The following is a 26710-nucleotide window of genomic DNA, read 5'->3' on the forward strand; positions in this document are numbered from 1 at the left end:
ACCTTTGAAGAAAGGTTTCTTAATATAAATTTCCTAGATATCTATATTATTGCAGCAAGAACCTTCTGAGCAGCATTTTTCAATGAGAGGTTGCGCTTGTTGCATAGGAGAGTTTTCTGCTTCTTTAGCAAGCTTTGCGTAATGGTTTTTTACTTTTCGCATTTTCTTACAAAGAATGAATGGTTCTATCATTGACCAGATGAATAAGACAAGAATAGGGGTTCCCATCAATTTTATATAAGATGGATCCATAGAGGGCACTTGCTTACGCATTCTTATTTTTCCAGAGGCCATAGCCACGATATACAGCACATTCCACAAAATAGGTGTGGCAATGATGATAAATGCACATATGTATACAAGATTCTTATACTTTCTAAAATGTTTCTTAGGAGCTAAGGGTTCATTCTTAAATAAGATTCTATAAAAGATTAGTACCGGTATGGAGGGTGATAGGAAAAAAATCAAATTAACGATCGTCGACATAATACTTTGTTGGGGCACAACGTTCTCCTTGTTTTTCGATCAATATACCTTAGCCTTTCCTCTGTAAATCCGTCGACATTTTTATTATCAAATAAGTTTTTATATTTAAAAAATTTTTTTTGTTCTATTTGTTTATTTAAAATTGATCAATAGAAATTTTAATAAATTAAAAAAATGAAAAATATAACTAAAGATATAAAAGCGCAAATTTCTGGGAAGGTTATTCCTGAAAATCAGATTCAATTTTCTTGTGGGGGTGATGGTGTTTCTGAGAATGCTATGCGTAAACCTTGGGATGTTTCCAATCAAAGGATTGTGAACATAACTCGTGGGTCTGGCACTCCTCCTACTGGAAGTATTGTTTTAAAAAGTGATCTTGGTGACTACCTTCAAAAAGGAGATGTCACTACAACGGGAACTTTTTTGAGGACAACAGGCGGATTAATGATTGGGAATATTGACATGGGATCAGCTAATACTGTTGTTGGTTTACCTACGTCATATAAAACCACTGTTGTAAATGATACAGATATGGCCTCTGTGGGTATGGTTGCAGAAGATATAGGTTCTCTGGCGGATAAGGTAATAGATCTTATCGATCGTATAAATGCGCTTACTTCTAAAGATGGTTTGTCTGCGATTATTAAGGATATGGGGACTCCTACAGGATCAGACGGAACCATTTCAAAGCCTACTGAGGCTAAATGGCTAGTGCGTAAAGGTGGGAACTCCATGCAAGGGAATTTAGGATTTCAAAAGAGTGAGCAAAGTACGCCTACAGATCCAGATCCTACGATTCAAAATCTATCAATAACAGGTTCTACAGCAAATACAGTTACGGTATTAGGGGCCATTTCTACAGGAACGACAAAAGAAAATCTTCAAAGGATCGTTGCTGTGAAGGATGTCCTAGAGACTTTATCTACTATAAAAACCAATACTATGTATCCCGAATGGACAGGTATGGAAGTCTCTTTTGTTTGTTTAAAACAAACTAATAGCGGCTCTTCATCTGTAAGTTATGAAAAGTCCAAAAATTCTGAGCAATATATCACAACGACAAGTGAAACTAGTGCTACATTATTGCGTAGAGGCGTTTATTGTATTTCCTTTATCTATGACTTCACTCAACCAACTCCTCCTGTTCCACCACCTGGAACACCTACTCCACCTACAGATGTCAGTTGTATATTATCCCTCACACCTACTGGTGGTACAAAAACAGAATGCTATAGAATGACAGGTAAGTCTGACAATACATTGATAGGAAAGACTTACGTGTTTGTTGAGGGCACGCAAGCATCTATTTCAACAACATTAAGCTTCGATGTTACATCTACTCCAACAGTTGCTAAACAAACATGGACAGTATCTTTTGTGGGAGCCGCTTATTAAATTATGGAATAAGGCTAAGAATAAACTTAGCCTTATTTTAGAGACTGAAAACTATGGTGTAGATTTTGGGAAAGTTGATGGAAGCAACGTTGCTTGCCATGACCATGAGCTAATATCAAGAGATGTGGAGCCGCTACCACCACCACTACCGCCAGTCGTTGGTGGAGTGAATTTCAATTTAAGATCAGAAGGTGCTTCAATAGGAATCTGGCAGAATAAATTTTGTCCCGAACTTAAAGCAGAAACGCTGTAGATTACTGTATCAGTATTTGAAGGAATTGCACTGCTGTTTGACCCCGAACTAGATCCACTTGTTGTCGTTGTAGATGGATTTAATATCACACTAATATTTGCAGTTGTACCTCCAGTCCAATTAGCTGTTACAGATAATGTGAGGATACCTGTAGAAAGAATTTTCATAATTTTTGAATCAGAATCATCTATCTTTAGATACTTTTCTGTTACCGGAGTTGTCATTATCTTATCAGTTTTTGGCGTTACTGTGGGCGTTGTCGTTGGTCCTGTAGATGTGGAAGATGCTGCCACTGCCCTTGGTTTTGGAGGAACATACGGAGGTGGGCATGTTGGAGGTTGTGTAGGACCGGGAGGAGGAAGTGGAACAAATGGTGGAGTCGTTGGTTTTGGAGGAGTGGGAGCTGGAGAAGGAGCTGGGGCGGGTGCAGGTGCTGGAGCCGGAGGTTGTGGAACAGCTGGTGTTGGAGCTGGAGGTGCTGGAGGTTGTGGAGGAGGGACTTTCCAATTAAAGTAATCTGTAACTGTAGTCGTGCTACCTTCAATTGTATTTCCTAATATCCCAATTTGTGGCGTAGTGATTTTAGATTGCACATATTCAACGTTAGCCGCATCTTTAGTTTCAGCATCTGTTGGGGTTTTTAGATTGTTCACAGTATGTTGAGACATATCCAAATTACCTGACATTGTACTTCCTGAAATTCTTACAAATTGTGAGGTATCTGGTGGTGGCTGTGTATCTGGATCATCAGGGTTGCTTGGTGTTATACCCAGCGCTGCTTCAATTGTACTGATTTGTGAGGATACTGATGAAATTTGCTGTATTGCATTATTAATATCAGGATTATTCGTTACCTTATTAGCTGTATCTGTAACATACTGTACAGTTGCTGCTGCGGATGGATCCAAAGTATTCGATCCCGTAGGCTTTTCAGGCATCTTTATATTGATAATTGAGTGACCACTCATATCAATATTCCCCGTCATAGTTCCACCTGTTGTGGGGAGATATCCAGAATTAGGATCTGTCTTTGATACATAGTTGGACTTTAAGTAATCCAATGATACAGCATCCGAGTCTTGTCTAGGAGCTGGTAAACCAATAATATTTTGATTATTCATATTAATGGTTTTTGTTGATGTAATTGTGGTCCCCGTCAGAGTAAATAACGCTGGATTAGGATCAGCCTTTGCTCGCGTTCTACTATTTGTATTAAATGATAAATCTTCGGTTTCGTTATTATCTGTTTTATCTTTCATATTTTTAATAACAATTAATTGTTGTTTTTAATAAAATCTAATAACAATTATTAATGTTTTATTAAAATTAAAAAGAAAGATTCATGATTTCTTCAGCAATAGTATCATGGAATAATCGACCTTGTTTATTCAAGAATAGAAACTCATCGTTATGATCAAAGAGTTCTTTGATTGGAGAAAGAGATGAAAGGGATTGTATTAATGCAGGAGGGAAATCTTTTTTTCGTGCTCCTTCGGTAAGACGTAATCTTAAAGCTAAAGCTTCTTTGATACGTTCTCCTTCTGGTAGACATTCCGTGGATTCATGAGTAGGAAGATTTTTACGTATAGCACGTAGATACTGTGAGATTCTTGCGAGATTTTTCGAGCGTACTTTATCAATATATTGTGACGCAGAAACTCCTAATCCTAGAAAGGGCTTATCTGTCCAATAATAGAGATTATGTTTCGATTGTGCTTGAGATTTTGCATACGAGGCAAGTTCATAACGAGAGAATCCTTGAGAGGATAAGAGTTCCTCTGCAGAGAGACTCATGGCTGCTAATATGTCATCATTCGCAATGGAAGGTGCTAGAACACGACGGTGCTTATAAAATGATGTATGAGGATCTAAAGTCAGATTATAAAGAGAGATATGCGTAATAGGTAGAGTAAGAGCTTGATGAAGATCCGTAAGAAAATCTGACAAAGATTGTGTAGGGAGACCGTAAATGAGATCTATGGAGATATTATTAAATTCATGTTCATAGCAACGGTGTACAGCATCTATAGATGTCGATGTAGAGTGGATTCTTCCTAAAGCTTTGAGAAGGGGATCGTGAAAAGTCTGTACTCCGATACTAATTCTATTAATAGATGTTAGAGTAAGATCTCTTAAGTATGACTCAGATAAATCTTCAGGATTTGCTTCTAGAGTGATTTCTTGGGCGTGAGGAGCGAGGACTTTAATTATATTATGCAAATGATGGGGAGGAATTAATGAAGGTGTTCCTCCACCAAAAAATACTGTATCGATAAAGTATATATCTTTAATAGTAGCTAGCTTATTCAACCCTTCTTGAAGAACTGCATTGCAATACAAACTTACAGATTCCGGATTATAGGGAATCGTATAAAAGCTACAATAGTGGCATTTCTTTGAGCAAAAAGGAAAATGAATGTAGAGGGCTAAAGGTTTCTTACCATTCATTAGCATCGGGGTCAACAATACCCCCACGTCTCCAACGATTACGATCACTGAAAGGATCTTCGTCGTCATCACTGGAATAATCGATTTCTACAGCGCCTTCTTCGCGATCTTCCTCAGGAAGTTCGATCTCTACAGTTTCACCTGGGTCAATATCGATTTCCGTTTCTGTAGCTTCAACAAACTCCATATCCGACATACTCGGTCCATCGGGATAAACGGTTTTTGCAGGGCTACGTCTTGGAGTGACAAATTCTTCAACTTCGCCACTTTCTTTCAGAAGTTGCAAGCGCTCCTTCTCTTCATGGATTTTGTTTTCTAAAGAACGTATTTCTTCTTTGTGTCTGTCGATTTCTTTTTTTGGAACTAAACCCAATTGCATCCACTGGGTTAAGTCACGTAATTCAGATTCGAGTTTTTTAAGACGTTCACTTTTCATCTAGTGGGCACCATCCTGTATTCTAGAGAGCAGATGTAATGTATCCCTTGCTTTTTTTCAACAAGAGAAAAAAAAGCAAAGATTGTTTTTTTTGAAAAATAAAAATTTGCTATGAAACGAAATTTCAGATCGCATCTATCGAGAACAAACATCATATGGATTCCGAGTTTGCTGGACAAGTCCATTCTTCGGATATGGACTGGATCGAGGCTATGTTTCAAAGGTTTCTAAATCATGAAACCTTGGATCCTTCATGGAAATATTTTTTTGAAGGATATCAATTAGGTCAGGAGGGTGCTACATCAGCATCTTCTGGCAATGAAGAGGCATACGCTGCTTTGCAAGAAAAGAAAGCTCAATTTCTTTGTATGATATACCGTTATTACGGATATTTACAAAGTCAGATTTCTCCCCTATCTCCTATTAATCCTTCTCCCTTAATTCAAGAAAAGATCAAGAACATAGATCTTAATGAAATAGTCCCTTCTTTAGGCATTCTTCCTCAATCTAAAGTTCCTGTTCGTGATTTGATTCAGGCATTAAAGAATTTTTATTGCCGAAGTATTTCCGTAGAAACTCTGACATGTTCTCCTCAATTGCAAGAATATGTATGGAAGCTCATGGAAAGTAAGCCTCCTAAAAGATCTCCAGAAGAGCTTTTACGTACATATCAAGATATGTGTAAAGCCACATTCTTTGAAGAATTTCTGCAGATAAAATTTACAGGACAGAAAAGATTCTCTTTAGAGGGTGCTGAAAGCTTAATTCCTATGCTTGAGCATCTTGTGCATTATGGTGTCACTCAAGATGTTACGAATTATATTCTTGGTATGGCCCATCGTGGACGGTTGAATGTCTTAACAAATGTGTTAGGTAAGCCTTATTCTCATGTGTTTATGGAGTTTGAGGATAATCCTAAAGCTCGAGGTTTGGATGTTGTCGGAGATGTGAAGTATCATAAAGGCTATGTTTCTAGATCCCATGGGAAAAATGGTGAGGAGGTAACTTTTGTTATGTTGCCAAATCCTAGCCATTTAGAAGCTGTAGATCCTGTTGTTGAGGGGGTTGTTGCGGCTTTACAACATCAGGTAGCTTCGGGGAAGGAGCATTCGTGTTTAGCGATTCTTGTTCACGGGGATGCAGCATTTTCAGGACAGGGGATTGTTTATGAGACTTTGCAATTAAGTCAAGTCCCGGGATATTCCACAGGGGGTACCCTTCATATTATTGTAAACAACTATATAGGATTTACTGCACAACCTAAAGAATCACGATCTACTCCCTATTGTACAGACATTGCTAAGATGTTGGGTATTCCTGTATTTCGTGTAAATGCTGAAGATGTTGTTGCTTGCTTACAAGCAATTGAATACTCCTTAAAAGTACGGGAAGAATTTAATTGCGATGTGATTATCGATTTCTGTTGTTATCGGAAATATGGTCACAATGAAAGTGATGATCCTTCGATAACAGCTCCTTTACTTTATAATGAGATTAAGAAGAAATCAACGATCCGTGAGATCTATAGGAAGTATCTATTAGATAACTATCCTTCAGAAATCTCTGAAGATAACCTAGCGAAAATTGAAAAAGACGTTCAGGATATCCTAAGTAAAGAGTTTCAAGTATTAAAACAGGAAGAGAATCAAGCTCTACCTAAAAAGGATTGTCGTCATTGCGATCGTATGGATCTCGGTGAGTTATTAGTAAACGATATTGATGTTTCCTTAAGTAGAGACACAGTATTTCATATAAGTTCTAAATTATGTGGTCTTCCTGAGAATTTCACACCCCATCCTAAGGTTAAAGCTCTTCTTGATAAGAGAATGAAAATGGCTAGTGGGGAAATTGGCTACGATTGGGGAATGGCTGAAGAACTTGCTTTTGCTTCTTTATTAATAGAGAAATTTTCTTTACGTCTTTCAGGGCAAGATGCCATTCGTGGAACTTTTAGCCAGAGGCATTTGTTGTGGAGTGATGTAAAATCTGGAGATACCTACACACCTTTGTATCACTTGTCTCCTGATCAAGGATCTGTAGATATTTATAATTCTCCATTATCGGAATATGCTGTTTTAGGCTTTGAATATGGTTATGCCCAACAGGCAATGCATACCCTTGTTTTATGGGAAGCGCAATTTGGAGATTTTTCTAATGGGGCACAAATCATTTTCGATCAGTATATCTCTTCTGCAATTCAGAAATGGGATCTACATTCTGACCTTGTTGTTCTTCTCCCTCATGGCTATGAAGGTCAGGGTCCAGAACACTCCTCAGCACGTATAGAAAGGTATTTACAGTTAGCTGCAAATTGGAATTTCCAAGTTGTGATCCCTTCGACTCCTGTACAGTATTTCCGCATACTTCGTGAGCACACGAAAAGGGATTTATCTTTGCCTTTGGTGATCTTTACTCCAAAAATGCTTTTGCGCCACCCTGAATGTACAAGCTTTATAGATGAATTTACTATTCCTGGAGGATTCCGTCCTATCCTTGAAGATGTAGAGCCTAATTACGATGCTAAGGTTTTAGTCTTGTGTTCCGGAAAGGTATACTACGATTTTAAAGGGGCTTTACCTCAAGAGCGTAAGAAAGATTTTGCTTGTTTGCGTATTGAAAGTTTGTATCCCTTGTATCTTGAAGATCTTCTTTCTTTGATTGGCAAATATTCTAAAGTTGAGCATTACGTATGGCTTCAAGAAGAACCTCAAAATATGGGTGCTTATGATTATATATTCATGGCAACCGAAGAGATTTTTCCAAAAAAACTTACATGTATAAGCAGACCAAGAAGTAGTTCCACTGCTACGGGATCTGCACGTCTCAGCCAACAAGAATTTTTAACATTAATGGAAACATTGTTTTCTTTAGGTAATGTATGATTACAGAAGTACGCATTCCAAATGTCGCTGAATCCATAAGCGAAGTAACAATAGCTTCTCTTTTGGTGACTTCAGAAAGTCTGGTTCAGGAGAATCAAGGCATTATGGAGATCGAAAGCGAGAAGGTAAATCAGCTTATCTATGCTCCTACATCCGGAAGGATTGTTTGGTCAGTTGCTGAAGGAGACATTGTTGCCGTTGGTGGTATTGTTGCTAAAATTTATGATGCTAATGAAGCGATTGCTGAAAGTATAACTGCAGAAGCCCCTTTAGAAGAGACTGTAGATGCAGAGATTATTTGTTTCCCAAGATCTAAAGCTCATGAGCCTCCTGCAGAAGGAAAGACTTTTGTTCCTTTGCGTGATAAAATTCAAACTACACCACAGCCTTCAGGATCTAAGAACGAAGTTCGTGAGCGTATGTCTTCAATACGTAAAACGATTTCCCGTCGTTTAGTTTCTGCTCTTCATGAATCGGCGATGTTAACAACATTCAACGAGATTCATATGACTCCTCTTATGAAACTCCGTAAGGAAAAACAAGACGAGTTTTCCTCCCGTTATAATGTGAAATTAGGTTTGATGTCTTTCTTCATAAAAGCGGTTATCGAAGGATTAAAAGCTTATCCTCGTGTGAATGCGTATATTGACGGTGATGAAATCGTTTACCGTCAATATTACGACATTTCTATTGCTGTAGGAACAGATCGTGGTCTTGTTGTTCCTGTGATTCGTGATTGTGATAAGCTCTCTAGTGGGGACATCGAAGTAAAACTCGCAGATCTAGCAAGTAGAGCTCGTGATGGCTTAATTTCTGTTCCAGAGTTAGAAGGGGGGAGTTTCACCATTACTAACGGTGGAGTTTACGGATCTTTACTTTCTACGCCTATTATCAATCCTCCTCAAGTGGGAATATTAGGTATGCATAAAATAGAAAAACGCCCTGTGGTGATTGATAATACCGTTACTATCGCAGACATGATGTATGTCGCTTTTAGTTATGATCACCGCATTATTGATGGTAAGGAAGCCGTTGGCTTTCTGATCAAAATCAAAGATGCAATAGAACAGCCTGAAACTCTGCTTGATTTGTAGGTGTGTTATCTAGGAAGAAGAAGAACAGCGGTGACGTTGTTCTTTTTTATCGGTGTGTCTATCACATTAGGTTCTGGGTGGTAATTACGGTAACGAGAAGAGAAGAAAATCTCATGTTCAGTATAGGTACATCTTTCAGAAATTGTAATCTTAGAGCTTGAGATTCCAAGATCTAAGAGTTGCTTTCTTGCTATAGCTCGAAAATCTAGATGATTTTCTTTTGGCATAAAGGAAAAGAAGCTTGGAGGAAAGAGTTCTCTATAGTCGGGATAAATAGCGTAGTCAGGACCTAAAGAAGGTCCCACAACAACGATCATATCTTGAGGGCGAGAATTATAAACACGTTTTAATGTGGCTACCGTCACAGCATAGATGTTTCCGACAAGTCCTCGCCAGCCACAATGTACATTAGCAACGACATGTTTTTCCGGATCATAAAAGATTGCTGGTTGGCAATCAGAATGGCGGATATGTAGAGAAAGCATGGGGTCATTGGTATACAACCCATCCGCAGGACAGCCTGCGGGGGTTGTATATGTTGCATGACGCAAACTTGTACTATGTACTTGGTGGAGATCGCAGAAACGTTCAGCGCCTAGCTCTTTACGAATCTGTTCATTTTTAGGAACGTAGACGTAACCTTCTGCATCTTTTTGTTTAGGAAATAATCCGTGACGTAAAGGTAGCTCAGAGAGCTCAGGAAAGGTCAGTTTAGTTAAACTATTGTCAGAGGTAGATGATATCATAGCTAAAAATGTATTATTCAGGATCTTTCCATACACCATGTTCTTGCAAAAGACGAACGAGTTCTTCTTCGGCATCTTCCATAGGAATGTGCGCTTTCACGCATGTGTGTTTTACATAGAGATCGATCATACCTGTTTTAGATCCTACAAATCCAAAATCAGCGTCTGCCATTTCTCCAGGACCGTTAACAATACATCCCATAACAGCAATTTTTAATCCTACAAGATGTTTTGTTTTGTCGCGAATACGTTTTGTTACTTCGGGAAGATCAAAGAGAGTTCTCCCGCATCCAGGACATGAGATGTATTCTGTTTTCACTAAACGTACGCCAGCACTTTGTAAAGTACCAAAAGCGATTTCTCGAATAGTGGGGAGGGGGATGTTAGGAAGGTCTAAAATTATAGCTTCGCCTAAACCATCAAGAAGTAAGGCTCCGAATTCTGTAGCTATAGATACAGCCGCTTCACATTCATCATCGAGATCTTTTGAGAAGACTAATTTCACAGGTTGTTCTTCACATTGTTTCTTTTCAAAGAAGTATCTCGTACTATGAATAAATGGAGGTGTTGCGTGACAATGAACGAAAGGAGCGCTTAACACCTGTTCATTATTCCAAATCTCTTCGTTGTAATCATAGAGGCAAGGAACTTCATGATGATGGAAAATGATCATATGTTCTTTTAACTTCTCAACAATAGAAGTTCCCATAAAACTTTTTGGAACAACAACACCATCCGGTGCCGTGAAGTCTTTTTTCCCATTTGTGGGATTAACACCGAGTTGCTCGAGTAATTCCTCCACAGTATTGTTTAAAAGATGTTCTTCTATAAGTTTAATAAACACACCATAAACAGGGCCCCATGGGGTAGTCTTAGTGATTTTTTTTGCAGCATTGATGAAACTTTCAGAATTTTCTAAAGCAAAAGGATTTTTCTTTTTAGGAAGATCTAGATATGTTGTCGTGTGTCTTAATAAGCTTTCACAAACAGGAATTTCTGTAGTGGGACATCCTGTTAGCGAACAGCGAATCGTATCTCCTAAACCTTCTGTAAGGAGAGTGCCAATACCTACTGCAGACTTGATGATCCCATCCATGCCCATTCCAGCTTCTGTGACACCTAGATGTAGGGGATAATGCCAACCACGAGCGTCAAGATCTTTCGCTAGCTGACGGTAGGCAGCAACCATAACTTTTGGGTTGCTAGATTTCATAGAGAAAACAACATCACGATAGCCAAGTTTTTCGCACACTTCAATATACTCAAGAGCCGAAACTACCATTCCCTCAATGGTATCCCCGTAACGTTGCATAACACGTTCAGAAAGGGAACCGTGATTTACACCGATTCTCATAGCTTTTCCTAGGCGTTTGCACTTTTCTACAAGGGGAGCAAACTTTTCTTCTAATCGAAGGAGACTATCGGCATAGTTTTTATCTGTATATGTCTTTCCAGTGAACATATTGCGTTTATCTACAAAGTTCCCTGGATTGATACGCACCTTATCTACAAAATCAGCAACATGCATAGCTGCTTGAGGAAAGAAATGGATGTCCGCTACAAGAGGAACATCAATCCCCATGGAAAGTAAACGTTCTTTAATATGTTCGCATGCCTGAGCTTCTTTAATTCCTTGTACAGTAACACGAGCAATTTCGCATTTAGCTTCTACTAGAGCACAGATTTGTGCGACTGTTGCATCAACATCTGAAGTAGGTGTTGTTGTCATAGATTGTGTCTTTATTGAATGCTCGCTGCCTACGTAGAGATTCCCAATTTTAACTGAGTGCGTATAACGTCTAGTAGCTTGTTTTTTGGAGGGAGAAATAACCATAAAAACCTGAAATAATCTTATTATGGGAATAAAAAATTAGTATTTAGTAACTAGGCCAGAACATGGGCCTTAAAGTAAAAGCGACAGTAAAGTTTAACTCATTTGAGGGTATTCATCAAAAAGAAAAATATAGATTCAGTAAAGGGAAATCTTAAGAAAATAAAAACATTTGTTTTGAAATAGAGTTTTTATTTTGAAAATATTTATTTATAACGAGTCGTATAAAACTTATTCTTAGTGAATTTTGAATAGTCTAGATTTGATGCTAGACTATTCTTGGTAAAGAAAGGCACGAAAAATTTTAGATAAGAGAGATCTTAATCATCGTCGTCAAAATCCTCGAGTTGGGCGTAGTCTATAGGCTTATGTTTGCGTAAAGGATTACTTCCCATACCATAGAAGCTAACAGTTAGATTGCTCTTCTTATCATTTGCTATTTCAGCTAAAGCTAAAGATAACGCTGTTAAGACTCTACTGTCGAAATCCCCATCCAGTTGCCCAAACGTATTGATATAGAAATTGTTTTGGCTATCTTTTGGGAAAAGGAGATCATTTCCATAGATTCCGATATCTTGAATACCATCTTTCATTAAGGATTTAAACAAATCTATAAACATTACTTTTTGATCTTCTAAGCTTCTTTTCCCATAGAGGGGATGACGTCTATCTCCAGGTTGTTCAGATGCTGTTTTAGGATAATGTCCAAATGGGTTCCATACATTAATGAGATTTCTTGGAGTATCGTCCAAGGGTAGCATAGTATTTTTCCATTCTGTACGCGTCCATCCTGCAGGTTTTTTAGGTGTTTGGATAAATTCTTTCAGATTTTTATTCCACTCAAGATCTCCGATTTCCAATCTAAATAAATCCATGGAACTATTGTGAATAGTTTTAGGATGCGCAAGATCAGCTTCAGGGGGTATGAAACAAAGCCGAGATATCTCCATATCGTGATCCGTAATTGATGAGAAAAATGATGGTACTTTAAAAGTTGCTAACCTGACTTTAGAGTTGTTTTTTGCTGTGAAGATATTGATATTGTCTGCTCCAACAACTTTCATATCCTTAGGTAGGTCAAAACTTTCCTTAAAGTTTACTTTTAAAGCTTCGGCAAGATCATTAGAAAGAAAATCGTAATCTCTATTTTTTTCAAAAGCCTCATGAATTCTTTTTTTAAAGCACCCCTTAGTTTTGTGAGGTAAAAGTGCCAGGGATGTTCCTAATAAAATTGTTCCTAGAGTAATCCCTATAGCTGTAGCAACTGCTAGGCCAGGGGCTCCAAGTGCTCCTAAAGTTATCCCGCACGCAACTCCAGCAATTAAAGCAATCCCCCCTAAGATCGCGAGGACCTTTTGAGTGGTTTCTCTAGTATTTGGATTGTATAAAACTCGATTCAGGTATCCTTTTATAGGAAGACGCTGTCTAGGAGTTAAATTAAATAGTTGGCGTGGTGGTAGCGGATTACTATCCGAAGAAATCTTTTCTTGTGACATAGTTATAATTATAAATAAAACTATAATAAAATAATTTACTTTAGATTATGTTTTTTAATTAAATTATATCATATTAAAAACCAATTATTTGTAATTTTGGTTTTATAGAGGACATCCTAGTCCAGGAGGACTAGTGACGACAATATTCATAATTACTTCGGGATTTTGTGTTGCAAAATTTGCTAATGCGGCAACTAAACCTGTTTGTATAGCTGCTTTCCAATTAGCAGCCTCTTGGGGGTTTGAGGAGAGTAGAGATGGTAGTGTGGATATTAGTGGGATTTGAATCATGTCAGCCCCCCGTTTCATAGCTTCATTCAAGCAATTTGTGTAAGCAGTTTTTGCTAGAGCAAAGGCAACAACGGGATGGTGATTATGAGATTCAGGATTAGGTCCTTGGATGAAACCTAAGAAATTTGGTAGTCCAAGTCTCTTCTTATTACTAGATCCATCAGAGTTTTCCCAAGGCATAGAGACGCATTGTCCCTCTTGTATACTAGGAATCTCACGAGAGATATTTAGTGTGGTTAAATCTACAATACTTGTGCTGTGTTCTAATACGATCATAAGATTGCAACAGCAATGAATACGAGGAGAATAGATAACTCCAGTTGTAGCAAATAATACTATTTTAGAGTGATGAATTTTCCATGACTTATTAAGTAAGGATGGTGTGGTTTCTCCAAAGATATGGGGTAGGGTACTCCAATCCGTAACTACTTCTCCGTAGTTTTCTAGGATCTTTGTGTGTTGTGTATTTTCATTTATTTCAATTAAAAAGGATAGACCCTTAGGAATGGGTTTCAGATCTATCTTTTCCGAGGGTTTTTGTAGATAAGATTTCTTAAGGAGAAATAGAGATATAAGAAGTAGAGGAATAACTAAGGAACAAATAGAGAGTAGGGGGAGTATTCCTGTAATTATCGAAGAGATAACTGCTCCAAGTATTATTAAGTTCGTAAAGATAACTATAGCCATAAGAACAATCTTCGGTGCTATGTTACTACTTTTTTCATGAAGTATCTCAGATGACGGTTGTGTTTGTTTGAAAGGAGTGATAGTGGGAGTAGGTGTCATGTAATCATAAAGTAGAATGCTTTACTTCCGAGTCTCGCTATAATTTGTATGAATCTTATGTTTTAAAGTAGTGATAGGAGTTTACTTAGTTTTATTACGTATTTTTCTTAGCGTCTGTATCTTATTGTTCTACAGTATAGGTATAGTAGAGACTGATCAATAAAGTTGGCAACTTAGATTTTAATTGAGAATGTGTACCGATCTCAATTTAATCATAAATAGATCTAGAGAATGTTCTTGAAAGGTTATTTAAGGATATTTAGGTAAGAGAAATACTCTTAATCCATTCTTAGTAGGTGTTTAAGAGATTCCTTGAAATTTCATTCGAGGATTTAGGGCGAAGTAATTGTTGTTGAATATCTCAACATAAAGATAAACATCTAACATCCTTATTCCAGATGTCTGATTTTATTGGTTTAGGTTATATTAATAAAAGGATTGACGAATTCTTCGACCAAAACGATAACTATAGGATATTCAGGATTTTGTATCGCAAAATCCTGAGCGGCCTGTGCTAAAGCACATTTTATGGAATCTGCCCATAGTTCCCTTACATCACATCCATTTATAATTATATTTTTTGGGATAACAGTATCTTCGGATAAGAGGAGAGGTACTTGTACATAGTTAGATTGTTTTTCTTTAGCCTTAGCTAAGCAGTTTCTATAGGATTCAATTGCTATTGGATAGCATGTAGTTATATCAGGCGTGTACTCATCTGTGGAAAGTTGTGCAAGAAATGCTGGACCTGCGGGGTTACTATCATTATTTGTACCATTTGGATTTATCCACTTGCCTGCGGTACATTGTTTATTATCTAAACAAACCTTACCTTCTGTAGAATTTTTCCATCCCCGTATGTTTACTGCTTTTGAGAAGGCCCTGTTTGTGTGTCCTATTTGATAGGGAATTAGATTTATTTTTTCCCCTCTATAACTCCTATAAGGGGGAGAAATGTTTACAAGCATAGGTTTGAGGTTCTGTGTGATAAATCTAGTTTCAGTAACATTACCGCAGGTAGAGACTAATGTGGTTTTACTATTTGGGCATTTCCACCCAGTGAAAGTGGTTTCTGTATCAATAGGATCAAATTTTGGTGTATCAACATCACTTGATGATGATAATTGTATCCAATTGTTAAGTAGCGTTGTAGATCTGGGAGCAGGCCACGAGGTAAGTTTAGATATAAAGGGGGATGAGGGGGGACTAATTTTGTAATTGCGGGACGTAGGTTGAGAATTAGGCCGATTTTGAGGTGAATGATCAGATTGTGAGGAAAGGGCTATTTTGAGTTGCTTATAGAGGAGAATATAGCACGCTACAGCAATTATAGAGAAGACTATTACAGCAGCGGCAAGAGAAGGCATCGACATAATGATTGCCAGAGTCAGGGTTGTTACAACCCCAATTAGGGATAAGATAGTAACAATGGCCAGAACTACTCTTTTAATAATGTTAAGATTATTTTTAGCGCTTAGTGGTACAGAAGAAAGCGTTTTGGAGTTGCTCGGGGAGGCTTGGTTGTTATGAATAGTTTGAGACATGAAGCATGGGTTTATACATAGATACATTATATATTTTAGAGCCTAATCGGCTATAATATGAGACATTTTTTTGCAAGGGTTTTATGTTTAAAATTTTGAGTAGGTATGAAGAAGATAATCTTTGTTAAGGGAGGTTATCAAAATGTTCTATTTCAGTACTTGTATTAAGAAGGTTGTAATGTTAGATATTTTAACATAAAGATGGGCGACACATTTAATATGAATCTTCATTTCAGACGTCTAATTTCTGCTAATTTATCTATCTACAGGAGAACTCATAATATCAGCGACAGCCTGTTAGATAATAAAATATATTCTTCAGAAAAGTCTCTTTTAAAGAATTTATCTCTAAAATCTAATTAAGTGGAAATAAAGAGGATGGCGGTGAAAATATTTTTCACTTAAGTTTCTCTAAGTAGGACAATTACCCTATGTCTTTATATAAAGATGAAATAATATCTAAAATGAGATTCCTACTTTGAATGTTTACTTTTCATTGATCCACCTATTTAATTTAACAAAGGAAAGCCTATCGAATGAACGACAACGATGATCATTTGATAGTCAGGGTTTTGCATTGCAAAATTCTGAGCAGCTTTTATCAGAGAAATTTTTATAGTATTTATCCATTGCTCTCGTATGCTACTCCCATTTGCAAATAATTCTTCTGGAGAAGGACCTTGAGAATCAGCTGAGATAATAGGCACTTGTATGTACTTAGAACCTTTTCCCTTAGCCTTAACAAAGCAATTCTCATAAGCTAGAGTGGCTTCTTGGTAGCATTTCATTAGATCATTAGACAATAAAACATTCATAGGTCCTAAAAGTTGTGCAAGAAATGCTGGACCCGAAGGATCACTATCATTGTTAGAACCGTCATGATTGATCCATTTACCTATGGTACATTGTCCATAATCTAAATTACTCATATTTTCTTTAGAGTTTTTCCATCCCTCAGAACCTATGGCTCTTACAATGCTTCGGGTATCATCATCACCCCAAGGATATAGGACGCTATTAGCAGAATTCACTATCGTGGGTTTGAGGTTCTGTGTGATAAATCTACAGCAGCCCGTACTTCCACAGGTAGAGATTAACGTAGTTTTGCTATTTGGGAATTTCCATCCTAAGAAGACTGCAGTTGTGTCGACGGGATCAAATTGAGGTGTATCAACATCAGTTGGAGATGATATTTTTATCCAGCTATTCAGTAGTTGTGTGATACTAGGAAGAGATGCTCCCGCCAACGCCTCCGGTGCTCTTGATACCTCTTTAGATGCAGTTATGGATTGTGGGGGCTTTACCGTTTTAGTGGGGTTCCTATTTAGGAAAATATAGGAAGCTATAGCAATTATAGAGAAGGCTATCACAGCAGCAGCAAGAGAAGGCATCGACACAGTGATTGCCAGAGCTAAGGTTATGCCAATCCCAATAAGGGATAGGGCATTAACAATAGTAAGAGCTCTTTTTTGAGTAACCTGATGATTATTTTTATTATTTGGTATTACAGAAGAAAGCTCCTTAGGATTAACTAAAGCAGCCGCATGAGTATTGATGGATTGTGGCATAAAATATTAATATCAAAATAGAATACTGAGTATTTTTAAGCATATTTCTCTTAGAGTATAGGATATTTTTTTCAATAAATTTGTCTTCAAAATCTATTCAGATAGAAATAAGGAAGATAATCTTCGTTAAGAGAATCGTTCTTACATCTCTATGTTTTAGAGATTTCAATAGAAGTAGTTAGACCGGTCGTCTTAAAATATGGGAATAAAAGGCAGCATCTAAAATAAGACTCTCATTTTAGATGCTTATCTTTTGTTAGTTTATCTATTTAGTCTAAAAGAGAGATCGTAGTGTCAGTAACAACAATAATCATTTGATAATCAGGATTCTGTATTGCAAAATTCTGGACAGCTGTTACTAGAGCGGATTTTATAGAGTTTAGCCATTGTTCTCGAATGTTACGTCCATTTATAGATAGATCTACGGGAGGGGAGTGTTTATTAAATGAGATAATAGGTACCTGTAGATATCTAGAACCTTTTTCTTGAGCTTTAGCTAAGCAGTTTTCATAGGCTTGAGTTGCTTCTTGATAGCATCTTACAGGGTTTCCATTGATGTTGCTGCATATAGGTCCTGAAAGTTGTGCGAGAAACGCGGGACTTGCAGGATTAGTATCATTGTTAGAGCCGTCGGGATTGATCCACTTGCCAGCACTACATTGCCCAGTTTCTAAACGGCTTTTACCTTCTTTAGAATTTTCCCATCCCTCCTGATTTACAGCTTTCGCCAGAGCCTTGTTCATTCCTCCGACCCTAGGATACATAATATTATTGGTGGCATTTACTAGCATAGGTTTGAGGCCCTGTGTAATAAATCTACACTTACTAATATCACCCCGAGTAGAGACTAGTGTAGTTTTACTATTGGGGAGCTTCCATCCTGCAAAGGCAGTGTTTGAATCGATAGGATCAAATTGATCTACATTAACAGCCTTTGGGGATTCTATCTCTATCCAGCTATCCAGTAGTCGTACGGAGCTAGGGATAGATATGTTTTCGGATGATTCCATAGGTTGGAAAGAAGGAGCTACTTTGGTCGGTTTTTTACAGAGAAGAATGCAGCATACTATAGCGATTATAGAGAAGGTTATTACAGCGGTGGCAAGAGAAGGCATCGACATAGTGATTGCTAGAGTCAGGGTTGTTACAACCCCAATTAGGGATGAGGCAATAAGTAAAGCAAGAGCCACCTTGGCAATCCTGTGATTACTTTTATTACTTGATACTGCAGGGGGAAGTATCTTTGTGTTAGTCAAAGAGGCTTCATAAGTGTCTATGATTTTTGACATAAAATATTGAGTGTTATTTAAATACACTCGATATTTTAAAGTATGTCAGATCTAAAACATATGATGTTTTTTTTTGCAAGAAATTCGTATTAGAAATCTAATTAATTAAAAATAAAAAAAAGAGTTATCAAATAGTTCTATTTTGGTGTTTATACCGAGGTTGTGATTCAGAGTGTTTTAGAATATAAAAATAAAACAGAGCATCTAAAACAAGATTCTTATTTTAGATGCTTATCTTTTGTTAGTTCATCTATTTAGTCTAAAGGAGAGGTCGCGATATCAGTGACAACGATAATTAGTGGATAATTAGGATTTTTCGCTGCAAAGTGCTGGGCTGCTGTTACTAAAGCAGATTTTACAGAGTCTATCCATTGTTTTCGGATAATAGATCCATTTGGTAATTTTAACGAAGGAGCATAAAGACTGGATGAGATAAGAGGCAGTTGAATATAATGAGAACCTTTTTCTTGAGCCTTAGCAAGGCAATTCTTATAAGCTTCAGTAGCTGATTCATAGCATTTTTCTGGTTCATTATTTAGATTGTGAGCTTGCGCCCCTAAAAGTTGTGCAAAAAATGCAGGGGCCTCAGGTTTGGAGTCGTTGTCTGTGCCATCGGAATTTATCCACTTACCAGCAGTACATTCCCCTGTTTTTAACTGGCTTTTCCCTTCTCTGGAGTTGATCCAACCCTGAGGGTTTACTACTTGTGTAAAGGCTTTATTTGTTCCCCCACCTCCTGATGCCATCATGCTGTTAGCTGCATTTACCAGCATAGGCAAAAGATTCTCTGTGACAAATATAGGCGAAGTAATCTCGCCTTGAGTTGATACTAGGGTAGTTTTAGTATTTGGAAATGCCCAACCTTTAAATGGAGTCGTAAGAGTTTTAGGTTCGAATTTTGTTGTGTCAACGGAATCGCAAGATGGTAGCTGTGTCCAGCCTTTAAGTAATTGTTGAGCTTTTGGAACCAATGATATGGGTGGGAGGTGATGATCGGTAGGTGCAACTTGAGTCGTAGGAGTCTTGGGTTTAGTTAGATCTTGATCTTGTGTTGGAGTTTTAGTTGGAGTGGATAAGGGAGTAGTAACAGGTGTAGGTTGCTTCTCGGGTTGTAGCGAGGACGGCAGACCGACTTCTGAAGTCTTCTTCCCAGGTTTATCAAGTATTTCCCAGCCTGTAGGATGAATAGGCTTAGGGAGAGGAGCTATCTTTGTAGATTGTTTTCTGAATAGAATACAGCACGCTATGGCAATTATAGAGAAGACCACTACAGCAGCAGAAAGAGCTGGCATTGCTAGAGTGATAGCTAAAGCTAGGGTAGTCGCAAGCCCTACGAAAGACAAAGTGGCGACAGCAGCAAGCGCTACTTTCTTAGCAATTCCTTGTTTATTTTGGCTGCGTTGTATCGCAGAAAAAGGTGTCTCAGGAATAGGGTGAGACGACCCATGAGTATCAATAAGGTGAGGCATAAAACATTGATTTTTTTAAAGCTAAATACAATCAATATTTTAAAGTATACCCTCTCTAAGACATAAGTAGTTTTTTTTCAAGAGATTTGTCTCTAGAATGTGAATAAGAAGTAAAAACCTCTTACATAAAACAAAATTTTTTATTTTTCGAATTTTAAGACAAAGAATGTAAAGATATTTATACTTTATTCAAGTGTAAATATCTTAATATTTTTAATTATTTTAGAAAAAATGATTTTTAGAAGGTGACTTTAACGCAGCCGCCATTGATTTTACATTGGCAAGCTAAACGTTCATCAGAATCTTCAGGTTCACCAAGAAAGTCTTTTTCTTCATTGGTGAAATCAGATAGGTTCTCTTTTCCTTCCAACACCTCAACAACACATGTACCGCAAACACCTTCTGTACAAGCAAAAGGAACGCCTGAAGATTCACAAGGTTCTGCAATACTAGAACCATCTTCCAGATTGAATTCTTGTGTTTCATCATCGGATGAAATGATTAACTTTGCCATCGGAGATTTCCTGAAAATCCTTTACTATAAAGCGTCAAATAACTCGGAGTAGAGGGATTCGAACCCCCGACCTATTGCTCCCAAAGCAACCGCGCTAACCAGGCTGCGCTATACTCCGTACAAATGTCTCTAAAAAATAAAGACGTTATCATAGAAGAAAATAGTCTACAAGATAAACATAAACTAAAGTTCGCTATTTGAGGATATAAGAGTTTTTCTTGAAGATATATATTTTTTGTCATTATTGAAGAAATAGGAGAGTCTCAGAAGGGAGGCGCTTGGTGACAAGCAAACAAGAGAAACTGTGGAGAATGGCTCTCATTCCCTTAAGCATCCTTCTTTCTTTTCTAATTCCTTTACCTCAAGGGCTTTTAGATGCTGGTCTGTGTATCAATTTTATTTTATCTTTAACAGTTGTATTTTGGGTATTTTCGTTAAAATCTAGTCGTGAGGCTAAGCTTTTCCCCTCGTTATTTTTATATCTTTGCTTATTTCGTTTGGGATTAAATCTTGCTTCCACCCGATTGATTTTATCCTCAGGTTGGGCATCTCCTATGATTTTTTCTTTAGGGAATTTCTTTTCCTTAGGAAGTTTGGGAGCAGGAACTGTTGCTTGTTGTCTATTTTTTCTAGTGAACTTTCTTGTAATTGCTAAGGGGTCAGAAAGAGTTGCTGAAGTTCGTGCTAGATTTATTTTAGAAGCACTTCCAGGGAAGCAAATGTCATTAGATGCAGATCTCTTATCTGGACGTACCTCCAGTATGGATGTTGAAAAGCATAAGCAAGACCTTTTTGAAGAGAGCGATTTTTTTTCTTCTATGGAGGGAGTATTTCGTTTTGTAAAAGGGGATGCTATTGTTAGTTGTATTTTACTCATAGTGAACTTTATAGCTGCCACCTACTTTTCGTATTCCTTGGATGGCGCAACTGATGGTTTATGGCTAACAGTAGTGGGCGATGCTTTGGTAAGCCAAGTGCCTGCATTGTTGACATCGTGTGCTGCAGCTACATTGATATCTAAGGTAGGACAAAAAGAATCTCTACTTGAACATATGGTAGACTATTACGAACAAGCTCGAATTCATTTTAGAACAATTGCTCTTCTACTTTCCTCATTATTGTTTGTTCCAGGAACCCCTAAGGGTCCTATTATCGTTTTTGTAATCGTATTGTTTTTCGCACATAAACAAACGGAAAATACTCAAGATTTGGAACTTATATCTGAAGAATTTCAACAAATACACCTATGTCTTCCAACAGACTACACAGGAATAAATCCTCAGGAGATATACACGCAAGCACGAGAGGAAATCTTCAATGAAATAGGAGTGTTATTACAGCAGGATATGCGGATTGTTTATAGTGAGAAAAAAACTTCTTTAAGTTGTGGTGGGCAACATTTTTATCTTAAGGAAATATCATTATTTAATCTCTTGCCAATATTAAGAAATTTAGCTCCAGACACCATTCACGGAGGGTGTATCAAAGCTCTAATAAGAGATGCGCAAAATATTTTGGGGATCTCTATTGATGAGATTATTCCAAAAAAGATTTCTGAAAACTCTCTTCTATTCTTAATAAAATCTTTAGTTAAAGAACGTGTATCTTTAAGGCTATTTCCTAAGATATTGGAGGCAATAGCTCTACATGGCTCTTCCGAAGAGAGTTTAGAGATACTTTCTGAGAAGATCAGAAAATATCTCGGAAAACATATAGGGAGAGCTCTTTGGGATAAGGAGAACACCCTAGAAGTTATTACCGTAGATTCTCATGTGGAACGTATGATAGGTGACTTATACTCAAGGTCGAATCCTCTAATGTGTGATAAAGTTGTCCATCAAGTGCAAAATCTCCTTGATCAATCTGGAGATGGTAGATTTAGAGCTATCATTACTGGGTGCGAATCACGTTTTGAATTGAGGAAAATGATCGAACCTCACTTTCCAGATCTTCTTGTTTTATCACATAATGAACTTCCCGAAGAAATACCCATTTCCTTGCTAGGATCTGTTTCAGATGAGGTTTTGATACTTTAATTATGAAATTAATCTAACTAAAATGAATAAATTCGTTTAATTAGAATATTGTTTAAAATATTTTTTTTGTTTAATCTTAAAATAATTACCGAAGAAAAAATTTGTGAAAATACAAAATACGCAAAATATTTTTGAGATTTGGGAATTATATTGGGAAACCCAAGAGATCGAGTATCGAGATACCTTGATCGATTTTTACCTGCATTTGGTCAAATGTGTAGTCCATCGTTTGATTTCAGGTATGCCTTCCCATGTAAAAACCGAAGATCTATATGCTTCCGGAGTTGAGGGATTAGTGCGTGCTGTGGAGCGCTTTAATCCAGAGAAGAGTCGTCGCTTTGAAGGTTATGCCCTGTTTTTAATCAAAGCTGCGATTATTGATGATTTAAGGAAGCAGGATTGGGTTCCAAGAAGTGTTCACCAAAAGGCAAATAAGCTTTCAGATGCAATAGATACTCTAAGGCAATCGCTAGGAAGAGAGCCCACGGATGGGGATCTCTGTGAGTATTTACGAATTTCCCAACAAGAGCTTTCAGGCTGGTTCGTTTCAGCGCGTCCCGCATTGATCATTTCCTTAAATGAGGAAAGACCTTCGCTATCTGATGGCGAATCTGGGGTGGCTTTGGAAGAACGTATTCCCGATGAACGAGCTGAAACAGGATACGATATTGTCGATAAAAAGGAATTCTCTTCATTTTTAGCAAACGCTATAGAGAGCCTAGAAGAGAAGGAAAGAAAAGTCATGGCTCTATATTACTACGAGGAACTAGTTCTTAAGGAAATTGGAAAAATCCTTGGAGTTAGTGAATCACGCGTATCTCAGATCCATTCGAAAGCTCTCATTAAACTTCGAATAGCTTTATCTGCCTTTCTCTAAACCATTGCCTGCAATTCCTTCTCGATAGGCATCTTTGCTTCCGTTTTAACGGGAACAGTGAAGTTTATGATGATTCCAAGACTTAAACAGAGTCCCGCAGCAACACTTAATAATAAAAACCAAAGACTTGTAGTAAGTATTAAACCTGCACAACTTCCAACTACAGCTAAAATTGAGAGAGTAATAAGAACTACTGAAGTAATACGGATAAACTTAGTCGACGGGACAAAGCTTGATCCACTTGATTTTGAATCAATGTTTGGAGTGCTCCCTAAGATTGGATTTATCATTGCTAAAAACCTTTAAGTGAAAAAAATTGATCTATTTTAAACTAAAATTAGATTTATTTCTATTATTTTTCTTTCCTGGGATTAAACTTAGAAGGGAACCTTGCATATAAGAAGACTGATCGTTAAGATAGTGCTTCGATTATTAAGATTTTTTGTTATTGTGATGCAGGATTTCATAAAACATTTGAAGGATCGGGGAATTTTAGAAGATTTTTCCTCTGGATTAGACAATATAACCTCACCAATTTCTGCATACCTTGGGTTTGATCCCACAGCTCCCTCTCTCCATATCGGACATTGGATAGGGATATGCTTTTTACGTAGAATGGCGAATTTTGGAATCACTCCAGTAGCGCTGGTTGGCTCGGCTACGGGAATGATAGGAGATCCCTCAGGGAAAAGCATAGAGCGTACTCTACTGGAGAGTAATCAGGTCGCGCACAATAGTCTGAAGCTCTCAGAGTGTCTCTCTCATTATCTACCCGGGATACAAATAGTAAATAATATAGATTGGTTTAGAGAGACTACGGTGATCGACTTTCTTCGAGACGTGGGGAAGCATTTTAGACTGGGGACTATGCTGGGTAAGGATACCATTAAACAGCGTATTCAGTCTGAAGAGGGAATTAGCTATACTGAATTTAGCTATATACTCCTACAATCGTATGATTTTGCTTATCTATTTGAAAATCAGGGGATAAGTCTACAATGTGGGGGAAGTGATCAGTGGGGTAATATTACCTCAGGAATTGATTATATTCGTCGTCGGGGACTAGGACAAGCCTACGGTTTAACTTATCCGCTATTAACAAATAGCCAGGGTAAAAAGATAGGAAAAACTGAGTCGGGAACTATCTGGTTAGATCCCAAGCTAACCTCTCCTTATGAACTATATCAGTACTTTTTAAGACTACCAGATCAAGAGATACCTAAAATAGCGCGTACGCTAACTTTGTTGAGTAATGAGGAAATTTTTGATCTAGATCAGAAATTTATATCAGATCCTATGGCTGTGAAAAAGTTTGTTGCTGAAACTATAGTAACCTCTATACATGGTGAAAATGGGCTCAAAGAGGCCCAGGTAGTTACTCAAAGTATGCATCCTGGTAAAGTATCTTCAATTTCTGAGAAAGATTTCCAAGATCTTATTTCTATGGGGCAAGGAGTGTCTTTAGAGAGGACACAGACTATTGGCAAACGATGGATTGATCTCTTTGTCGAAGTAGGATTCTGCAACTCTAAAGGAGAAGCTAGAAGGTTGATTGAACAAAAAGGTCTCTATGTGAATAGCGATCCTATAGCTGATGAGCAAAGTGTATTTGAAGAAACACAGGTATGTTGTGATCAATATGTTTTATTAGCACAAGGAAAAAAGAAGAAATTAGTTTTGCATCTAATTTAAGTGTTGAGGAGGACCGGTGACAGAGCAAGCGGATATTGGGCTAATTGGTTTAGCTGTAATGGGGAAAAACCTTGTATTAAATATGATAGATCATGGTTTTTCTGTTTCTGTCTATAATCGGAGCCCAGAGAAAACTAGAGAGTTTCTTCAGGAGCATTCTCAGATCACAAACCTTCAAGGACACGAAAATTTAGAAACTTTTGTTCGGTCTTTAAAACGTCCTAGGAAAGTCATGCTTATGATCAAAGCAGGAACTCCTGTAGATCAAAGTATTGAACTATTACTACCTTATCTTGAAGCCGGAGATATTATTATCGACGGAGGAAATAGCTACTATAAAGATTCAGAGAGGCGATGCCGAGACCTTAAGGAAAAAGGTATACTTTTTATAGGTATGGGGATCTCTGGAGGTGAAGAGGGAGCTCGGTATGGACCCTCTATTATGCCCGGAGGTAACAGTGATGCTTGGCCAGCCATAGCACCTATTTTCCAAGGTATTTCCGCTAAGGTTAATGGTAATCCTTGCTGCTGTTGGGTTGGTCCAGGAGGAGCAGGACATTATGTAAAGACTGTACATAACGGCATTGAATACGGGGATATACAACTAATTTGTGAGGCCTATGGGTTGTTAAGGACACGTTTAGATATATCTCCTGAAGCTGTATCAGCAATTTTTGCAGAATGGAATACTCGAGAGTTAGAAAGCTATCTCATGAGAATTTCTGTAGAAGTTCTTTCTTTAAAGGGTGCTGATAACACTCCGGTTATTGATACCATTTTAGATGTTGCCGGGCAAAAAGGTACAGGTCGTTGGACTGCTATGGATGCTATTGATTCCGGAGTACCCCTTTCTTTGATTATTGAATCTGTGCTAGCACGCTTTCTTTCCTCATGGAAAACTGTTCGAGAGCAAGCAGCGCAGGAACTTCCTGGTATTCCTATAGTTTTTGAAAAACCTAGAGATCCGCATCTTTTTATTGAAGATGTATTTCAAGCACTATACGCCTCAAAGATTATTAGCTATGCTCAGGGATTCATGTTGTTGAAACAAGCATCTGAAGACCATCAGTGGAATCTGAAGTTTGGAGAGTTAGCTTTGTTATGGAGGGGTGGATGTATCATCCAAAGCGTATTTTTAGATGCCATCCATAAAGGATTTGAAAATGAACCTGAGGCTCCTTCTTTAATTTTACAAACCTATTTTAAATCTATATTGCAAAACTCTGAATCCGGATGGCGTAGAACTGTTGCCTATGCGGTTGGTTCAGGATACCCCGTACCTTGTTTGGCAGCTGCTCTGACATTCTATGACGGTTACCGAACAAAAGATTCCTCAATAGCCCTAGCTCAAGGATTAAGAGATTATTTTGGAGCGCATTCTTACGAACGCAAGGATAAACCTCGGGGGGAATTTTACCATACAGATTGGATAGGGACTAAAACTACGACGATAGTAAAATAATTTTTGAAAAAAATCTAAGAGTTCTGACATAATGGTCAGTTCTCTTGACAAGTCTCTTGTTTCTTCAGGGGTGCTTCGGTACCCCTTCTTTTGTTTTTTTATCTATTGTAAGTGG

The 26710-nt window shown here is 37.7% G+C and carries 21 protein-coding genes and 1 tRNA gene; 7 read left to right on the plus strand and 15 right to left on the minus strand.

The features are described 5' to 3' along the window. Positions 1 to 33: 33 nt before the first annotated feature. Complete coding sequence (locus O1W69_RS04225) at positions 34 to 504, minus strand: hypothetical protein (RefSeq protein ID WP_375793316.1); 471 nt, start codon at positions 502 to 504, stop codon at positions 34 to 36. Between the two features lie 156 nt (positions 505 to 660). On the opposite strand from O1W69_RS04225, the gene O1W69_RS04230 reads away from it, so the two are divergent. Next, a complete protein-coding gene (locus O1W69_RS04230; protein WP_375793317.1) occupies positions 661 to 1881 on the plus strand; it encodes a hydrolase in 1221 nt (406 codons plus the stop codon). A gap of 51 nt (positions 1882 to 1932) precedes the next feature. Here the strand turns inward: O1W69_RS04230 and O1W69_RS04235 are convergent, their stop codons facing one another. From O1W69_RS04235 to O1W69_RS04245, 3 genes are all read right to left on the minus strand, one after another. Beyond that, positions 1933 to 3393 (minus strand): hypothetical protein, encoded by a 1461-nt coding sequence (locus tag O1W69_RS04235; RefSeq protein WP_375793318.1) that lies wholly within the window; start codon positions 3391 to 3393, stop codon positions 1933 to 1935. A 67-nt stretch (positions 3394 to 3460) separates the two neighbouring features. Beyond that, positions 3461 to 4582, minus strand: coding sequence for a radical SAM family heme chaperone HemW (gene hemW / locus O1W69_RS04240; protein WP_375793999.1), 1122 nt, complete (start codon positions 4580 to 4582; stop codon positions 3461 to 3463). After that, entirely contained in the window at positions 4572 to 5018 is a 447-nt protein-coding gene (locus tag O1W69_RS04245) for a hypothetical protein (protein WP_375793319.1), read from the minus strand. The genes hemW and O1W69_RS04245 overlap by 11 nt, the downstream gene beginning before the upstream one ends. 155 nt (positions 5019 to 5173) lie before the next feature. Here O1W69_RS04245 and O1W69_RS04250 point away from each other — a divergent pair, with 155 nt between their 5' ends. Together O1W69_RS04250 and sucB are read left to right on the plus strand one after the other, a co-directional pair. After that, a complete protein-coding gene (locus O1W69_RS04250) occupies positions 5174 to 7900 on the plus strand; it encodes a 2-oxoglutarate dehydrogenase E1 component (RefSeq protein WP_375793320.1) in 2727 nt (908 codons plus the stop codon). After that, positions 7897 to 8994 (plus strand): dihydrolipoyllysine-residue succinyltransferase, encoded by a 1098-nt coding sequence (sucB, locus tag O1W69_RS04255; RefSeq protein ID WP_375793321.1) that lies wholly within the window; start codon positions 7897 to 7899, stop codon positions 8992 to 8994. The genes O1W69_RS04250 and sucB overlap by 4 nt, the downstream gene beginning before the upstream one ends. 5 nt (positions 8995 to 8999) lie before the next feature. Here the strand turns inward: sucB and pgeF are convergent, their stop codons facing one another. The 10 genes from pgeF to O1W69_RS04305 all read right to left on the minus strand — a co-directional run bounded on the left by pgeF (position 9000) and on the right by O1W69_RS04305 (position 20646). Further along, entirely contained in the window at positions 9000 to 9740 is a 741-nt protein-coding gene (gene pgeF, locus O1W69_RS04260; RefSeq protein WP_375793322.1) for a peptidoglycan editing factor PgeF, read from the minus strand. Positions 9741 to 9753: 13 nt separating this feature from the next. After that, positions 9754 to 11574 carry a 4-hydroxy-3-methylbut-2-en-1-yl diphosphate synthase gene (locus tag O1W69_RS04265; RefSeq protein WP_375793323.1) on the minus strand — a complete coding sequence of 607 codons (1821 nt, stop codon included), beginning with the start codon at positions 11572 to 11574 and terminating at the stop codon, positions 9754 to 9756. Between the two features lie 317 nt (positions 11575 to 11891). Continuing rightward, a complete protein-coding gene (locus tag O1W69_RS04270) occupies positions 11892 to 13067 on the minus strand; it encodes a hypothetical protein (RefSeq protein WP_375793324.1) in 1176 nt (391 codons plus the stop codon). Positions 13068 to 13169: 102 nt separating this feature from the next. Then, on the minus strand, positions 13170 to 14144 hold the full coding sequence (locus O1W69_RS04275; RefSeq protein ID WP_375793325.1) for a hypothetical protein: 975 nt from the start codon (positions 14142 to 14144) through the stop codon (positions 13170 to 13172). Positions 14145 to 14560: 416 nt separating this feature from the next. Beyond that, entirely contained in the window at positions 14561 to 15688 is a 1128-nt protein-coding gene (locus O1W69_RS04280; RefSeq protein WP_375793326.1) for a phage holin family protein, read from the minus strand. Positions 15689 to 16197: 509 nt separating this feature from the next. Then, positions 16198 to 17256, minus strand: a complete 1059-nt coding sequence (locus tag O1W69_RS04285) for an ATPase (RefSeq protein WP_375793327.1) — start codon at positions 17254 to 17256, stop codon at positions 16198 to 16200. A gap of 269 nt (positions 17257 to 17525) precedes the next feature. Next, a complete protein-coding gene (locus tag O1W69_RS04290) occupies positions 17526 to 18545 on the minus strand; it encodes a macro domain-containing protein (protein ID WP_375793328.1) in 1020 nt (339 codons plus the stop codon). Positions 18546 to 18799: 254 nt separating this feature from the next. Continuing rightward, positions 18800 to 20014 (minus strand): macro domain-containing protein, encoded by a 1215-nt coding sequence (locus O1W69_RS04295; protein ID WP_375793329.1) that lies wholly within the window; start codon positions 20012 to 20014, stop codon positions 18800 to 18802. Between the two features lie 238 nt (positions 20015 to 20252). Next, entirely contained in the window at positions 20253 to 20528 is a 276-nt protein-coding gene (locus O1W69_RS04300; protein ID WP_375793330.1) for a 2Fe-2S iron-sulfur cluster-binding protein, read from the minus strand. A gap of 43 nt (positions 20529 to 20571) precedes the next feature. Beyond that, positions 20572 to 20646: transfer RNA gene (locus O1W69_RS04305), tRNA-Pro, on the minus strand. Between the two features lie 193 nt (positions 20647 to 20839). Between O1W69_RS04305 and O1W69_RS04310 the strand changes: the two genes are divergently transcribed. Beyond that, positions 20840 to 22564: an EscV/YscV/HrcV family type III secretion system export apparatus protein gene (locus O1W69_RS04310; RefSeq protein ID WP_375794000.1), complete on the plus strand. Its 1725-nt coding sequence runs from the start codon at positions 20840 to 20842 to the stop codon at positions 22562 to 22564. A 103-nt stretch (positions 22565 to 22667) separates the two neighbouring features. After that, positions 22668 to 23441: a FliA/WhiG family RNA polymerase sigma factor gene (locus tag O1W69_RS04315; RefSeq protein WP_375793331.1), complete on the plus strand. Its 774-nt coding sequence runs from the start codon at positions 22668 to 22670 to the stop codon at positions 23439 to 23441. Here the strand turns inward: O1W69_RS04315 and O1W69_RS04320 are convergent. Beyond that, the gene (locus tag O1W69_RS04320) at positions 23438 to 23731 is read right to left on the minus strand and encodes a hypothetical protein (RefSeq protein ID WP_375793332.1); all 294 of its coding nucleotides are present in this window, start codon (positions 23729 to 23731) and stop codon (positions 23438 to 23440) included. The two genes, O1W69_RS04315 and O1W69_RS04320, sit on opposite strands and share 4 nt — an antisense overlap. Positions 23732 to 23894: 163 nt before the next feature. On the opposite strand from O1W69_RS04320, the gene tyrS reads away from it, so the two are divergent. After that, positions 23895 to 25133: a tyrosine--tRNA ligase gene (tyrS, locus tag O1W69_RS04325; RefSeq protein WP_375794001.1), complete on the plus strand. Its 1239-nt coding sequence runs from the start codon at positions 23895 to 23897 to the stop codon at positions 25131 to 25133. A gap of 58 nt (positions 25134 to 25191) precedes the next feature. Further along, on the plus strand, positions 25192 to 26595 hold the full coding sequence (gene gnd, locus O1W69_RS04330; protein ID WP_375794002.1) for a decarboxylating NADP(+)-dependent phosphogluconate dehydrogenase: 1404 nt from the start codon (positions 25192 to 25194) through the stop codon (positions 26593 to 26595). Positions 26596 to 26710 lie beyond the last annotated feature (115 nt).

Source organism: Chlamydia sp. 12-01, assembly GCF_042234205.1.
GTDB lineage: Bacteria > Chlamydiota > Chlamydiia > Chlamydiales > Chlamydiaceae > Chlamydia.

What these genes read in the sequence shown, in the direction of transcription:
- O1W69_RS04295 (WP_375793329.1), bottom strand. Translation starts at nt 20,014, where the DNA reads ATGCCTCACCTTATTGATACTCATGGGTCGTCTCACCCTATTCCTGAG.
- O1W69_RS04280 (WP_375793326.1), bottom strand. Translation starts at nt 15,688, where the DNA reads ATGTCTCAAACTATTCATAACAACCAAGCCTCCCCGAGCAACTCCAAA.
- sucB (WP_375793321.1), top strand. Translation starts at nt 7,897, where the DNA reads ATGATTACAGAAGTACGCATTCCAAATGTCGCTGAATCCATAAGCGAA.
- gnd (WP_375794002.1), top strand. Translation starts at nt 25,192, where the DNA reads ATGGGGAAAAACCTTGTATTAAATATGATAGATCATGGTTTTTCTGTT.
- O1W69_RS04235 (WP_375793318.1), bottom strand. Translation starts at nt 3,393, where the DNA reads ATGAAAGATAAAACAGATAATAACGAAACCGAAGATTTATCATTTAAT.
- O1W69_RS04300 (WP_375793330.1), bottom strand. Translation starts at nt 20,528, where the DNA reads ATGGCAAAGTTAATCATTTCATCCGATGATGAAACACAAGAATTCAAT.
- tyrS (WP_375794001.1), top strand. Translation starts at nt 23,895, where the DNA reads ATGCAGGATTTCATAAAACATTTGAAGGATCGGGGAATTTTAGAAGAT.
- O1W69_RS04270 (WP_375793324.1), bottom strand. Translation starts at nt 13,067, where the DNA reads ATGTCACAAGAAAAGATTTCTTCGGATAGTAATCCGCTACCACCACGC.
- O1W69_RS04245 (WP_375793319.1), bottom strand. Translation starts at nt 5,018, where the DNA reads ATGAAAAGTGAACGTCTTAAAAAACTCGAATCTGAATTACGTGACTTA.
- O1W69_RS04275 (WP_375793325.1), bottom strand. Translation starts at nt 14,144, where the DNA reads ATGACACCTACTCCCACTATCACTCCTTTCAAACAAACACAACCGTCA.
- O1W69_RS04310 (WP_375794000.1), top strand. Translation starts at nt 20,840, where the DNA reads ATGGCTCTCATTCCCTTAAGCATCCTTCTTTCTTTTCTAATTCCTTTA.
- O1W69_RS04230 (WP_375793317.1), top strand. Translation starts at nt 661, where the DNA reads ATGAAAAATATAACTAAAGATATAAAAGCGCAAATTTCTGGGAAGGTT.
- O1W69_RS04250 (WP_375793320.1), top strand. Translation starts at nt 5,174, where the DNA reads ATGGATTCCGAGTTTGCTGGACAAGTCCATTCTTCGGATATGGACTGG.
- O1W69_RS04290 (WP_375793328.1), bottom strand. Translation starts at nt 18,545, where the DNA reads ATGTCAAAAATCATAGACACTTATGAAGCCTCTTTGACTAACACAAAG.
- O1W69_RS04265 (WP_375793323.1), bottom strand. Translation starts at nt 11,574, where the DNA reads ATGGTTATTTCTCCCTCCAAAAAACAAGCTACTAGACGTTATACGCAC.
- O1W69_RS04320 (WP_375793332.1), bottom strand. Translation starts at nt 23,731, where the DNA reads ATGATAAATCCAATCTTAGGGAGCACTCCAAACATTGATTCAAAATCA.
- pgeF (WP_375793322.1), bottom strand. Translation starts at nt 9,740, where the DNA reads ATGATATCATCTACCTCTGACAATAGTTTAACTAAACTGACCTTTCCT.
- O1W69_RS04285 (WP_375793327.1), bottom strand. Translation starts at nt 17,256, where the DNA reads ATGCCACAATCCATCAATACTCATGCGGCTGCTTTAGTTAATCCTAAG.
- hemW (WP_375793999.1), bottom strand. Translation starts at nt 4,582, where the DNA reads ATGAATGGTAAGAAACCTTTAGCCCTCTACATTCATTTTCCTTTTTGC.